This is a genomic window from Nostoc commune NIES-4072 (assembly GCF_003113895.1).
GTDB classification, from domain to species: Bacteria; Cyanobacteriota; Cyanobacteriia; order Cyanobacteriales; family Nostocaceae; genus Nostoc; species Nostoc commune.
The window spans coordinates 4,467,590-4,480,588 of record NZ_BDUD01000001.1 but is presented as its reverse complement, the minus strand read 5'-3'; the positions used below and the strand labels follow the sequence as shown (position 1 = coordinate 4,480,588).

Below are 12,999 nucleotides of genomic sequence, written 5' to 3'. Positions count from 1 at the left end.
TGACACAATGAGTATTTGTTCCTCTTGTTTTATTGTGACACGGGATGAATGTTAATTTTTATTAAAAAACATATAACTGACTTAAAAAAGTTAAAAGTGTGAAACCCCCGACGGGGATGAGGGGGATAAGGAAGATGAGGGAGATGGGGAAAATTTGGCTAGCTTTGGAAATTGGGAACTCTCGGCTACATTGGGCGTTATTTATTGGCAAAAAGCTTTACTCAGCTTGGAATACGCACTATTTAGCTGAGTCTGTCATACAACAGTTAGCTAAATGTCAAACCCTGGATCATTTACTACTGGCAATTTCTCCACCCCATCAGAAAATTAGCAGAGAAAATACTTCCTCATCCCCCCCATCTCCCTTATCTCCCCCTCCCCTTCTCGTCGCCTCTGTAGTTCCCAGCCAAACTGCTATTTGGCAAACTTATCCAAATACTCGTGTTATTACCTTAGATCAAGTATCCCTCAAAGGTGTTTATCCTACATTAGGAATTGACCGCGCTTTAGCTTTGTGGGGTGCGGGGAAAACGTGGGGTTTTCCAATGTTGGTAATTGATGCTGGGACAGCGCTAACTTTTACTGCTGCGGATGCTAATCAGTGTCTAGTTGGAGGCGCAATTTTGCCGGGATTAGGTTTGCAATTTGCAACTCTCGGTCAACAAACAGGGCAGTTACCATTAGTAGAAATGCAAAACTTTCCGTCTCTACCATCGCGTTTTGCTCTCAATACTACAGAAGCTATTCAAAGTGGAGTGGTTTATACAATATTAGCTGGGATTAAAGATTTTATTGAGGCGTGGTGGCAATTATTTCCTAATGGGAGGATTGCAATTAAGGGGGGCGATCGCACTTTATTACTAAACTATCTGCAAACCTTATATCCTGAAATTGCAGCACGCTTAATTGTAGAACAAAATTTGATTTTTTGGGGAATGCGAGAAATAGTAATGGAGCATAAGGAATAGGAATCCGAATTTTCACGGCAAATAGACAATCCAAAACCCAGATAGCATAGAATTAAAAGAGAAGTTTACCCCTAAATAAACTATGCCCAAAACTTTACAGCTAGATGTAATTATGCAGCAATTGGATACCCTTTCTTCCGCAGAATTACTAGCAGTTAGGGCAAGAGTCGATGCCTTGATTGAGGGACAATGGTTGCCATTGAGCAAAGGTCAACCACCTTTGTTTCGTTGGCGTAAGGTTCAGATCCCTGAGAGTACTACATATTATGGGAGTTTTAGTAGATTTACATTCATTGGTAATCAGAATAACAACGTAGACATCCTTGCGGCACTTGCAACCATAAACACACCAAGAACAAATGCAACAAATCCCTTGCCAATCTGGTTACGAGAATTGAGGCAAAATCAACTTGCCCAATTTTCTGAATCGGAAGCAAAAGTGGATGATACCTTAGAAAAAGTAATAGGATTAGTTGACGAATGGATAACTGATGAATCGGAATATGATGAACAAATATATCCACAGAATCAAAATCGGATCTCAGTCTAAAAACATAGATGAGTAGAGCCGTATTGCTAGACACTCATCCTTTGAGTCAAGTAACGCATCCAAAAATAAACCCAAAAGTCCAACAGTGGTTGCGATAATTGGGGAAAATTGAAACTGTTATACGTGTGCCAGAAATAGCCGATTATGAGCTTCGGCGTGAACTATTAAGACAAGGAAAACAAAAGAGTATAGACCGCCTCAACAAACTTAGCCAAATTTGTCTCATACCACTGACTCCCGAAACGATGCGAAAAGCAGCCGAATTATGGGCATGGGTACGAAACCAGGGTCAGCCTACAGCAAGCAATGAAAGTTTGGATGGTGATGTAATTCTTGCTGATCAAGCAATTCTCCAATTAAAGAGTTTTAATCAGGTCATAGTTGTGACAACAAACTTGAAACACATATCACGCTTTGAGAGCGAAGGAATATGCGTAGTGGATTGGCAACAAACCCTGAATGAGCTAGTTTAATTTGTTGAAATTATGGTTTTTTAAAATACCTTGAATAAACTCCCGAATCTCAACTGCCACAACTCCAGCATAAGATTCTGGTAAGTCATTTCCGGCATGGGCAATCATTTTCAACTCGACTTTCGGCATCAGTTGAGCATAAACCCGACTCTTAGCTAAAGCATCTGGTGTATCTTGGCCACCTTGCAAAATAAAAACCGGCACATCTATCATATAAAGCCGCTTTTGCACTAATTCCGCTTCAATTTCTGATTGTTGCCGTTTGAAGAGTAACTGGCAAGCTATGGGGTAACGCAATAATTCCTGATGTAATTGCAAATCCTGGGCAATTTTTTCATACCAACCCACAATTTTAGTGAAAGGAGTTAGCGATCGCAACAATTTAACTATTAGTGACGGATAATTCAATAATTGCCGCATCTTTCGACAATACTCTTCTTGTCCCGCTATCTCTACACCCTCTGGTGCTAGCAATATTACACCATCAAGTTTCTCTGGATACTTTAAAGCATAGCTAGCAGCAATCCAGCCCCCAAGAGAATGCCCTACTAAATAAACTTTTTCTAGCTTGACTGCTTGCAAAAACTCAGCCAAACACTCTACTTGTAAATCTATCGAATGATGAATATTCGGATTTTCTGATTCACCAAACCCTAACAAATCAAGTGCAAAACAATGGAAATCTTGTGAAAGGGACTCCATCACAGATAACCATTGACTGCTCTCATTCCAAGCACCATGTAAAAAAATTATAGGAGTTTTTTCACCGACTTCACGCCAGAATATCAGCCCTTGAGAGAGCTTTATCCGCGAGTTACGGAATAGTGTATTCATTTTAATTTAGTAGTTAACTTTTAGCACCATAATAAATAGTCATTAGTCATTGGTCATTAGTCATTAGTAATTAGTTTTGGACAAATTACAAACACAGAAGCGTGAGCCGAACGCGACCAGCGTCTCGTAGAAAAGCTTCCTTAGATCATATACTTTGGCGGCAAATGACAAGTGACAAATGACAAATGACTAAATATTGTTATGCCAGTGTTGTCAAGCCATTCAAGTAGTCTTGCAACTGCCGAGTATGGTCATGAGACATCTGTCCTGAAGGTAGCAAATTGGGAGAGAAAGCTTGGATTTCCATAACTTCCAAAGTATCCTGAATTTTCATTGTCCCATGTACTTCAGCTTCAACCACAACACAAATTGAATGGATTCTGGGATCGCGGTCTGGTGCGGAGTAAACTCCTACTAAACGATTAATTTTCACCAATTCTAGCCCGGTTTCCTCAATCAATTCCCGGCGGACTGTATTGGGAATATCTTCTCCCCAATCCACCATCCCTCCAGGCAATGACCAAAGACCATCATCACGCCGCCGGATCAGTACAATCCGACCATCAGGTAAAATTGGGATGATACTAGTGCCAGTAATGGGATGACGAAATATAATACCCAATACTGTTTGTCCAATACGCCATAAGCTACGTGTGGACTGCACAGCTGCCGGAAAAAAAGCAATAACGTTCAATCTTCAAAATTTTTGTGTTGTATTCTATAGCTCTCTACCACTTACATAAACTCAACTAATTAAATTTTTATCGAGTTTTGTTTTATACAAAAATGTTTGCGGTTTGAGATTTTATTCTCACGATTTACGTAGAATATTATTGATTCTAACATCAAGTTTCAAGAGAAGCACTGTATTCATATATACATAAAGTTTGTTTAATCAGAAAGTTTTTCAGTTTAAAACTAACATTAGCCTTGCCCAACCAGCTATCACTAATATTTTTCAGCACACATTAAAAAAAATCATCTCAATGATAAGTTTGAATGCAAAATTTAGAAGAGATAATTAAACGAGGTTTGAAACTGTTACCTAATTCTTAATAATATTGATTAGTTTGTTCTAAGAACAACAACTAGTACCGCAAGGCAGAAGTCAAAAGGAGCCAGTGCGTTGAGCGGGTTAAGAGCGTTGTACCCCTCCAAAGAAGCAAGCTACGCGTAGCGTCTCTTTTAGGAGAAGGGCTGTAGGGAGAACCAACTGGCTCTCAAAAGTCACGCATAATTATATTCCGGGCTTTTCGTCTAGCTGGTGGGGATAATTATAAATTATTATTGACAGAGCTAGGTTGAATGCGATAGACTAGTACACTGTTTAAAGCGTATTTATTGCTGCACTAGGCTACAAGTATATCAATAACATTGGTAACTGATATTGCCTACGTGATGCCTAGTTGCTACTTTTTTGTTGTTTATTAATGAGGTGAACATGGCCAAGCGCCGTAACCCGAAAAAAGAAAAGGCGCTACGGAACCAGGCGTATGCCAGAAAGTTTCGTAAACGAACTACTACAGGAAGAATGCAGAGAAGGTTCCAACAAAGACCACCAAAGAGTGAAGAAGAAGAAGGAGCAGCAGCAGCTGACACTGAATAAGTTGTTTGCTTAAATCCTTGTTATTTAGATTATTTATATTTAAGGGCGCACATTTGTACGCCCTTATTTATTTTTGGGTATTGGGCAATTCAATTTTGGATTTTGGATTAAATTTCAATCTAATACCAATTCAATTAATAATTCCAACACATCCTTGGGTAAAGACGCGATGAATCGCGTCTCTACAAATGGTCTATTTGTCGCATTCTTTTTTCAAATTGGTATAAAATCCAAAATCTAAAATTCTTACTCCTCACTCCTTCTATTGAACTAATTGAGCGCGGGCAGCGATGAGTGCTTTGCGAACCTGTACAAAGCCAGTACCACCGTAACTGTTGCGGGCTGCTACAACTTGACGAGGGGATATCGCCTCATAAATATCTGCTGCAAATGCCGGATGTAGTTGTTGCCACTCTTCCAATTTCAAATCTTTTAGGAGTTTGCCTGCGGCAATACTAGTTTTTACCACCTTACCCACAAGATTATAAGCTTCCCGGAAAGGAACGCCCCGTGCTGCCAGATAATCTGCTACATCGGTAGCGTTAGAAAAATCTTCCGCCACAGCTTCTGCTAACCGTTGGGTACGAAATTCCAAACCTTCCTTGAGCAAAATCGTCATGGCTTCGAGAGAGCCTTTGATTGTGTTGACGCTATCAAATAAACCTTCTTTATCTTCTTGCAGGTCTTTATTATACGCCAGGGGTAACCCCTTCATAATCACTAACATTGCTTGGAGATGACCGAATACACGCCCCGTTTTCCCCCGCACGAGTTCTGGTACATCGGGGTTTTTCTTTTGGGGCATGATACTGGAACCTGTGGCACAGCTATCTTTGAGGGTAACAAAGCGGAATTCTTCTGATGACCAAAGAATGACTTCTTCCGCAAGGCGGCTGAGGTGAACCATAATCAAGCTAGCAGCACACAAGAATTCGATCGCAAAATCGCGATCGCTCACTCCATCGAGGCTGTTAGCATAAATATCGTCAAAATTCAGGAGTTTAGCTGTGTAATGGCGGTCGATGGGGAAAGTAGTTCCAGCTAAAGCACCACACCCCAAAGGTGAGATATTCACGCGGCGAGAAACGTCTCCTAAGCGTTCCCAGTCGCGTTGCGCCATTTGAAAGTATGCCAAGAGGTGGTGAGCTAAACTCAGGGGTTGGGCGCGTTGTAGGTGCGTATAGCCAGGAATTAGGGTTTCAACGTTTTTTTCAGCTATATCCAGTAAAACCCCTTGAAATTCTCGCAATTCCCTTTTAATTTGTTGGATTTGGTCACGGAGGTAGAGTCTGGTATCTGTACCAACTTGGTCATTACGCGATCGCGCCGTATGCACCTTTTTACCCACATCGCCGACAATTTCTGTCAATCGTCGTTCAACTGCAAAATGTACATCCTCAGCATCAACACCAGGCTGAAATTTACCCTGGCGGTACTCTTGGCGAATTTGTTCTAAACCTGCAACCAGTTGCTCTCCTTCTTCTGTGGAGATGATGCCCGTGTGAGCAAGCATTTTAGCATGGGCTTGAGAACCAGTCAAGTCATATTCGATTAATTCAATATCAAAATCTATACTGGCATTAAAACGAGCGATCGCTGGATGCAATGCTGATTCAAACCTCTGGCTCCAAGTTTCTTCTTTGGTCATAAATATTATGAGGATTATGAGGGGAGTGGGGAGTGGGGAATGGGGAGTAATGATTTGGGAAGAGAGGAAGACAATTTTCCTAATTTCCTACTCCCTACTCCCTACTCCCTATTCCCTCTAGATTTAACCATAGCTAGTTAGATTCCGAATCATATAGCCAATGACTAAACCAATCAACAATGCCCATACTTGACCTGTTTGTATAAAGTGACGCCAAGATTTTTCAACCTGACCCATCAAGTCTGGATCGGTAATTGTTTGTGCTAGTAGTGCTGTCAAATTTACAGGCAAATGCCAATATAACCGAGATATCAAATCACTGTAATGACTCATATTTGATGATTAAGAGGTTGGAGGTGGCAAAATTCAGTATCAGTTTATTTTTTAGATAAATTCCTGAGATTTACTGAAATATTGCATATAACCTCAATGTCTTAACTCAAGATGCAGCCGATGCCAACCGCAATTTCTCGGCAGTCCGCAAAATTTGCCCCGCTAAAACTGCTGCACCAAAACCATTATCGATATTTACTACGCCTACTCCCGCAGCACAAGAGTTAAGCATTGTCAATAAAGGTGCTAATCCACCAAAACTCGCACCATAACCGATACTGGTGGGTACGGCAATTACAGGACAACTCGCTAAACCCGCAACAACGCTGGGTAAAGCGCCTTCCATCCCCGCTACGACAATCAACACCGATGCGGACTCAATCAGGTGGCGGTTACTTAATAAACGGTGAATCCCCGCAACGCCAACATCCCAGAGGCGCTGGACGCGAAAACCGGAAAGTTCAGCAGTGACAGCAGCTTCTTCAGCAACGGGTAAATCGGCAGTACCAGCAGAAAGAATGCCGATTTCACCCCCAAATTGTGGTTCGATGGTAGAAGGAGCGATCGCACAAATTCGTGCCGATTCGTAATATCGTAAACCGTTAACTTTTGATTCCAGTGCTGTATAAACTGCTGGTTCAATGCGAGTTGCCATCACCACCGGATTACGGAGGCGCATCACCTCGATAATTTGAGCAATTTGGTCAGGAGTCTTACCGGGGCCCCAAATAACCTCTGGGAAACCAGTTCTTAGCTGGCGATGATGGTCGATTTTGGCAAACTCACCCACAGATTCATAAGTTAAATCTTTGAGTGAGTCGAATGCCGTATCTGGGGTAACTTTACCATTGGCAACCGCTTCGAGGAGCGATCGCAAAGTTTCATTTTGAGACACTGGTCTGTTGTTTGAATTTTATAAATGTTCCCAAACGTGCCACCAAGGGCGGAGATTTTAATACTTTAAACTCTATTCTGTGATTTTCAGTTCATATTTGTTCCATAACGTTCCTTTTTGGGAACCAAGTGCAGAGAATTTGACGTTTTGGATGCGATCGCGCACTGCTATCAAAGATAAAGGATTCACTAAATAAATGTAAGGTAAATATTCTTGAGAGAGGCGTTGCGTTTCGGCGTAAATCTCTTTGCGCTTTACTTCGTCTAACTCTCGTGCTGCTTTAATGTAAAGACGACCGATTTCCGCTTCCCAATCTGCAACTTGCCAACCAATAAGTGATTCTTGTCCTGCTTGAAGTTTCTGATTGAAAGTGTGTAATCCACCTTCCGGTAACCAAACATTAGCCCCGTCATTTGGTTCAATCCCTCCAACAAAGCCTAGCAGATAACATTCCCAATCGAGAGAATTAGAAAGTTTGTCTGTAAGGGTATTGAAAGCAATTGGATTAAAATCAACTTGAATGCCAATTTTACTCAAATCTTGCTTAATTTGCGCTCCCATTAAAACACGAGTTTTATTTTCAGCATTCGTTAATAAACTGAAGCGCACCCGATTACCATCAGCGTCTAGTAACTGTTTATTCTCATTATATTTAAAACCTGCGCTTAATAGTAATTTTTTCGCTTTTTCTTGATTATATTCATAAACTTTAAGACCTTTTTCTGGAGGAAAATAGTAAGGACTTTGAATTTCTATCGGCGAATTTTGTAACACACCAATCCCCCGAAAAACGTTATTTAGCATTGTTTGACGGTCGAGTGCATAAGCAACTGCTTGTCTAAAAGCAACGGTATTAAACCAACGGGATTTAATTGAGTCAACTACAGGCTGTCCGTTTTGCCGCCGACCTTTGTTGAGATTAAATGAAATATAAGTATTGGTGAATTCCGGGCCTCCATTGTAGATAGTAAACTTTCCCCGCTTTTCTTCGCGCTTAAGTAGTGAAAAGTTTTCAGGAGAAATAGTAACTGTATCTAATCCTCCAGAGCGAAACTGAAGAATTATTGTATCTGTAGATTCAATAATTTGCCAAACAATACGTTCAATATATGGTAACTGATTTCCTTGGCTATCTTTGCGCCAGTAATAAGGATTGCGCCGAAATACCACACGTTGACTGGGAGTATAACTTTCTATTTTATAAGCACCGTTAACAATAATTTTACTGGGTTCTGTATCTGTTCCCCAAGTAGATAGAAACTTGGAATTACCTTTAGTATCTTTAGATTTCAATGATTCAGCTAAAGCATGTTTTGGCAAAATACCAACTGAATTTGTTGATGCTCCGGCTGTGGTATAAAGGAAAGGAGCAAAAGGCTCAGGTAGAATAAATTCAATTTGGCGATCGCTTATTTTTCTGATTTTAGGAAAACTACCACTAGAACCAATTTTCAGACCATCTTTCCAATCAGTAGGAATCTGTGGATTGAAAATCACATCCTCATAGGTAAAAATAACATCATCTACGGTAAGCGGTTCGCCATCTGACCATTTCAGGTTTTCTCGCAAAGTAAAAGCGACTCGCTTTTTATCGTCAGAAATATCCCACGATACCGCTAAAGCTGGCTCAATTTTGCCTGTAATACCATTGAGGGTAGTTAGTCCTTCAGTCGTGAACAGAAAAACATGAGGATATTCCTGATTGAAGGCGTAGTTAAAAGTTTTCGGGTCGCCAATAGTGCTTGTAACCCATTGCGATACTTGCGCCGCTTTACTCTTAAAATTAGTTGGGTTGCAACTAATAAGAGCTATCTGAAAAATCAAAAATAGACTGAATATTGCTAAAACCACAAACCCACGGTGGCGGTTAGGCAAGAGGGCAAAAATCATAGAACTGAAAGACTAAACTGTTTGCATAATACACTTCATGTTCTGCCTTGATTGCATAAAGGGAAGTAGCAAGTGAGGAATGGGAGAAGCAGGGGAGGTAGGGAGAGATAAAGAGAGACAAAGAGACTAACTAAGCCAAATGACCAATGACAAATGACAAATGACTAATGACTAATGACTAATGACTAACTTTTTTATCTTCTGCTACTTTGAGTTCATAAAGATTCCAATTGTAACTTCCTATCGCCGAGTATTTTATGTTCTCAATGGTATTACGCACCGCTACTAAAGCTAGAGAATTGAATAGGTGAATAAAAGGCAGATACTCTTGTGAGAGTTGTTGTGTTTCTGCATAGATAGCTTTGCGTTTTGTTTCATCGAACTCTCTTGCACCTTTAATGTATAGGTCTTCAATTTTCTGCTCCCAATCTGTAGCTTTCCAACCGACGGTTGGGGATTGTCCGGCTTGAGCTTTCTGATTAAATACATGAAAGTTACCATCTACAGACCAGACATTGAAACCATCTTGCGGCTCAATACCACCAGTAATAGCTCCATACCAACATTCCCAATCTAGGGTGTTAGAGATTTTTTCTCCAATAATACTGAAGTCAAGAAATTGTAAATCAACTTTAATACCTATCTTGCCGAGATCCTGTTGAATTTTAGGTGTGATTGTCGGTCTATTACCAGCAACAGCCATCATTGTGAAGCGGACTCGATTCCCATCCGCGTCCAACAGTTGACCTTTATCATCGTATTTAAATCCTGCTCCTAGTAAAAGTTGTTTAGCTTTTTCTGGATTGTAATCATAAGTTTTTAAACCTTCTTTTGGAGACAAATAATAAGGACTAGGAACAGAAATCGGAGAGTTTTGCGGTTCACCCAATCCCCGCAAAGTGTTGTTGATCATCGTTTGGCGATCAATCGCGTAGGCGACAGCCTGTCTAAAAGCAACGTTGTTAAAAATGCGGGACTTAATAGGATCTACAACAGGCTTGCCATTGCGACTACCTTTGTTGAGATTGAAAGTTATAAAACTTGTCCCAGTGTCAGGCCCAGCATTTTTAATAGTAAAGTTACCCTGCTTTTCTTGACGCTTGAGCAATTGAAAACTTCCAGGGCCAATTTCTAGTAAATCTAACCCTCCAGAACGAAATTGCAGCAAAGCTGTATCAGGCGATTCCACAATTTGCCAAATTATACGCTCAATATATGGCAGTTGTTTTCCTTGTGCATCTTTTTGACGCCAGTAGTAAGGGTTGCGCCGAAATGTTACGCGTTGATTGGCTGAATAACTCTCGATTGTGTAAGGGCCATTAACAATAATTTTTTTGGGGTCTGTGTCGGTTCCCCAAGTGGACATAAACACTGGCTTACCGTTAGAGTTTTTAGCTTCCACAGCTGCACGCAAGGCGTGTTCTGGTAATATTCCTACTCCTGCTGCAATTGATCGCAAAAAAGGAGAAAACGGTTCTGGCAGAATAAATTCTACCCGGCGTTCATCGATTTTGCGGACTTTGAGAAAAGCCTTACTGATACCAATGCGAAGAGCATCTTGGGTATAAGTGGGAATGCGCTTGTTCATGTAGATGTCATTGAAAGAGAAAACGACATCATCGGCTGTTAATGGCTGACCATCCGACCACTTCAATCCTTCTCGCAAAGTAAAGACAAACCGCAGTTTATCGGGGGAAAGTTCCCAAGATTCAGCTAAAGCTGGCTGAATTTCCTTAGTTATTCCGTTTTGAGTGGCTAATGCTTCATAAGTGAAACCAGAAATATTGGGAGATTCTTGGATGAGGGCTAAGTTAAAGGTTTTAGGATCAGTGGTAGTAGAAAGAACCAACTGAGGAACTTGTGCAGCTGCGGTTTTAAAGTTAGATGGATTGCACGCGGTAATTGTAATTGCTGTTGTCAAAACCAGAATTATTGGTAAGAAAAAACGCTTAATTATGTAAAAAATTGGAAAATATTTCATAATTTTTATTCTTTCAAAAGCAAGACAACAGCATAAGCACATATACCTTCTTCACGTCCAACTGGGCCTAATTTTTCGTTGGTGGTAGCTTTAATGCCAATTTGATTTGCTTCTAATTCTAAAACTGCTGCTAATTTATCGCGCATATTGTGAATATGCGGTTTTAATTTTGGACGTTCTGCTACTACCACCGAGTCAATATTTCCCACCTGCCAACCTTGATCCCGAATCAGTTGATGTACTTGATTTAATAGTACTAAACTATCTGCTCCCGCCCATTGAGGATCGCTAGGTGGAAAATAGTGACCAATATCCCCCAAAGATAATGCCCCAAGCATGGCATCCATAATCGCGTGGGTAAGCACATCAGCGTCACTGTGACCCAATAAACCCAGTTCATGAGGAATTTCAATTCCACCTAAAATCAAAGCGCGATCGCTCACCAGTTGATGAATATCGTAGCCGTTACCAATACGAATTTTAGTCATTTGTCATTAGTCATTTGTCATTAGTCATTAGTTAGGAGTTAAGAGTTAGGAGTTAGGAGTTAGGAATTATTATTCTCCCGTGCCTCCCCTGCTCCCCCTGCTCCCTCTGCCCCCTTGCCCCCTGCCCCCTGCTTCCATTTATCCAGGAGATCAGGACGGCGATCGCGGGTTCTTTGAATTTGTTGCTCGTAACGCCACCGGGCGATCGCGGCATGATTCCCACTGAGCAAGACATCAGGCACTTTTAAACCGCGAAAATTGGCAGGACGAGTATATTGGGGATAGTCCAATAACCCTTCCTCAAAACTTTCTGCTGTGAGGGACTCCGTTTTAGCTACGGTTCCTGGGATCAGCCGCACTACGCCATTAATCAAAGCCATTGCTGGAATTTCTCCGCCAGTCAGAATAAAATCTCCTAAAGATACTTCACGAGTTACCAAATGTAGCACCCTCTCATCCACTCCTTCGTAATGCCCGCAAATAACTACTAACTGGTCGTAATTTGTCACCAATTCTTTTAAAAGAGGTTGATTAATTGTTTGACCCTGTGGACTCATCAAAATTATTTCTCTTCGGGGTAAAGTTGGCAGCGACTCCACAGCGTTAAAAATAGGTTCTGGCTTCATTAGCATCCCAACGCCGCCGCCGTAGGGTTCATCATCCACCTTCCGGTGCTTATCAGTGGTAAAGTCCCGTGGGTTAACCAGATGCACTTCGGCAATCTGTTTGGCTAAGGCTTTACCTAGCAAACCAGAGTTGAGAACAGAGTTAAAACAGTCAGGAAAAAGCGTAACTATATCAAAGCGCACAGTTATTCGTATTCAAGGACACTAATCTAAAGAGTGAATGTCTAGCAAACATCAACAAGCCGCCATTCGGGTCAAACTCCAGTTAAACTTTATCAATAGTATCTAAAACTACCAGACCTCTTGGATTTTAGATGGGATTAAAAGTTTTTCTAATTACTTAATTTATGTTTAAATGTTGTCACAAGTACATTTAAATTAATAATCTTATCAAGTTAACAACTTCCAGGATGCATCGAGCCAGTCTCAGAAAAAAGCGTAGTCTTAACTGCTCGTCCTCAATGCCAAAGCGGGAATTTAGCCCCATAAAGACTATTTTGCCCTGCTGCAAATGGACAGGTGAAAAACAAGGCACTGGCTTTGAGGAATGGGAACGAACACGTTTAGACTGAGGCAACGCGAGCGTTAAGCGAAAATTTAGAGAGTAGCTTACCCAGTTCCAAACTTCCAAAAAGTGTCCTCTCAAAAGTTGCAAAGCGCAAAAATCATGGCTGCAACTGAACCTTGTTAAATTCACACGCCATTCG

Annotated in this window: 13 protein-coding genes; 4 read left to right on the top strand and 9 right to left on the bottom strand. The window is 41.0% G+C overall.

Annotated features, from left to right (window positions below; all coding sequences use genetic code 11):
* Positions 1-143 precede the first annotated feature (143 nt).
* The 3 genes from CDC33_RS19760 (at position 144) to CDC33_RS19750 (ending at position 1,991) form a co-directional block, all read left to right on the top strand.
* Entirely contained in the window at positions 144-968 is an 825-nt protein-coding gene (locus CDC33_RS19760; protein WP_439956620.1) for a pantothenate kinase, read from the top strand.
* A gap of 82 nt (positions 969-1,050) precedes the next feature.
* Positions 1,051-1,518 (top strand): hypothetical protein, encoded by a 468-nt coding sequence (locus CDC33_RS19755; protein ID WP_109009979.1) that lies wholly within the window; start codon positions 1,051-1,053, stop codon positions 1,516-1,518.
* 98 nt (positions 1,519-1,616) lie between these two features.
* Positions 1,617-1,991 (top strand): type II toxin-antitoxin system VapC family toxin, encoded by a 375-nt coding sequence (locus CDC33_RS19750; RefSeq protein ID WP_439956619.1) that lies wholly within the window; start codon positions 1,617-1,619, stop codon positions 1,989-1,991.
* On the opposite strand, the gene CDC33_RS19745 is transcribed toward CDC33_RS19750, so the two are convergent.
* Positions 1,983-2,825: an alpha/beta fold hydrolase gene (locus CDC33_RS19745; protein ID WP_109009978.1), complete on the bottom strand. Its 843-nt coding sequence runs from the start codon at positions 2,823-2,825 to the stop codon at positions 1,983-1,985. The two genes, CDC33_RS19750 and CDC33_RS19745, sit on opposite strands and share 9 nt — an antisense overlap.
* Positions 2,826-3,024: 199 nt before the next feature.
* The gene (locus CDC33_RS19740; protein WP_109009977.1) at positions 3,025-3,519 is read right to left on the bottom strand and encodes an NUDIX hydrolase; all 495 of its coding nucleotides are present in this window, start codon (positions 3,517-3,519) and stop codon (positions 3,025-3,027) included.
* Between the two features lie 747 nt (positions 3,520-4,266).
* Here CDC33_RS19740 and CDC33_RS38930 point away from each other — a divergent pair.
* Entirely contained in the window at positions 4,267-4,431 is a 165-nt protein-coding gene (locus CDC33_RS38930) for an Asl3888 family RNA-binding protein (RefSeq protein ID WP_167407613.1), read from the top strand.
* 262 nt (positions 4,432-4,693) lie between these two features.
* Here the strand turns inward: CDC33_RS38930 and argH are convergent, their stop codons facing one another.
* From argH to trmD, 7 genes are all read right to left on the bottom strand, one after another.
* On the bottom strand, positions 4,694-6,079 hold the full coding sequence (gene argH / locus CDC33_RS19735; RefSeq protein WP_109009976.1) for an argininosuccinate lyase: 1,386 nt from the start codon (positions 6,077-6,079) through the stop codon (positions 4,694-4,696).
* Between the two features lie 123 nt (positions 6,080-6,202).
* Entirely contained in the window at positions 6,203-6,412 is a 210-nt protein-coding gene (locus CDC33_RS19730; RefSeq protein ID WP_109009975.1) for a hypothetical protein, read from the bottom strand.
* Positions 6,413-6,518: 106 nt separating this feature from the next.
* Positions 6,519-7,307 carry a nickel pincer cofactor biosynthesis protein LarB gene (larB, locus tag CDC33_RS19725; RefSeq protein ID WP_109009974.1) on the bottom strand — a complete coding sequence of 263 codons (789 nt, stop codon included), beginning with the start codon at positions 7,305-7,307 and terminating at the stop codon, positions 6,519-6,521.
* Positions 7,308-7,379: 72 nt separating this feature from the next.
* A complete protein-coding gene (locus tag CDC33_RS19720; protein WP_109009973.1) occupies positions 7,380-9,197 on the bottom strand; it encodes an ABC transporter substrate-binding protein in 1,818 nt (605 codons plus the stop codon).
* A 178-nt stretch (positions 9,198-9,375) separates the two neighbouring features.
* Entirely contained in the window at positions 9,376-11,178 is a 1,803-nt protein-coding gene (locus CDC33_RS19715) for an ABC transporter substrate-binding protein (protein WP_109009972.1), read from the bottom strand.
* Positions 11,179-11,183: 5 nt separating this feature from the next.
* Positions 11,184-11,666 carry a 2-C-methyl-D-erythritol 2,4-cyclodiphosphate synthase gene (gene ispF, locus CDC33_RS19710; RefSeq protein WP_109009971.1) on the bottom strand — a complete coding sequence of 161 codons (483 nt, stop codon included), beginning with the start codon at positions 11,664-11,666 and terminating at the stop codon, positions 11,184-11,186.
* A 59-nt stretch (positions 11,667-11,725) separates the two neighbouring features.
* Positions 11,726-12,475, bottom strand: coding sequence for a tRNA (guanosine(37)-N1)-methyltransferase TrmD (gene trmD / locus CDC33_RS19705; protein WP_109009970.1), 750 nt, complete (start codon positions 12,473-12,475; stop codon positions 11,726-11,728).
* Positions 12,476-12,999 lie beyond the last annotated feature (524 nt).

Bases quoted from the DNA above. Each gene is read 5' to 3' on its own strand.
- CDC33_RS19760 (WP_439956620.1), top strand. From the start codon at position 144: ATGGGGAAAATTTGGCTAGCTTTGGAAATTGGGAACTCTCGGCTACAT.
- CDC33_RS19755 (WP_109009979.1), top strand. From the start codon at position 1,051: ATGCCCAAAACTTTACAGCTAGATGTAATTATGCAGCAATTGGATACC.
- CDC33_RS19745 (WP_109009978.1), bottom strand. From the start codon at position 2,825: ATGAATACACTATTCCGTAACTCGCGGATAAAGCTCTCTCAAGGGCTG.
- CDC33_RS38930 (WP_167407613.1), top strand. From the start codon at position 4,267: ATGGCCAAGCGCCGTAACCCGAAAAAAGAAAAGGCGCTACGGAACCAG.
- argH (WP_109009976.1), bottom strand. From the start codon at position 6,079: ATGACCAAAGAAGAAACTTGGAGCCAGAGGTTTGAATCAGCATTGCAT.
- CDC33_RS19730 (WP_109009975.1), bottom strand. From the start codon at position 6,412: ATGAGTCATTACAGTGATTTGATATCTCGGTTATATTGGCATTTGCCT.
- CDC33_RS19720 (WP_109009973.1), bottom strand. From the start codon at position 9,197: ATGATTTTTGCCCTCTTGCCTAACCGCCACCGTGGGTTTGTGGTTTTA.
- CDC33_RS19715 (WP_109009972.1), bottom strand. From the start codon at position 11,178: ATGAAATATTTTCCAATTTTTTACATAATTAAGCGTTTTTTCTTACCA.
- ispF (WP_109009971.1), bottom strand. From the start codon at position 11,666: ATGACTAAAATTCGTATTGGTAACGGCTACGATATTCATCAACTGGTG.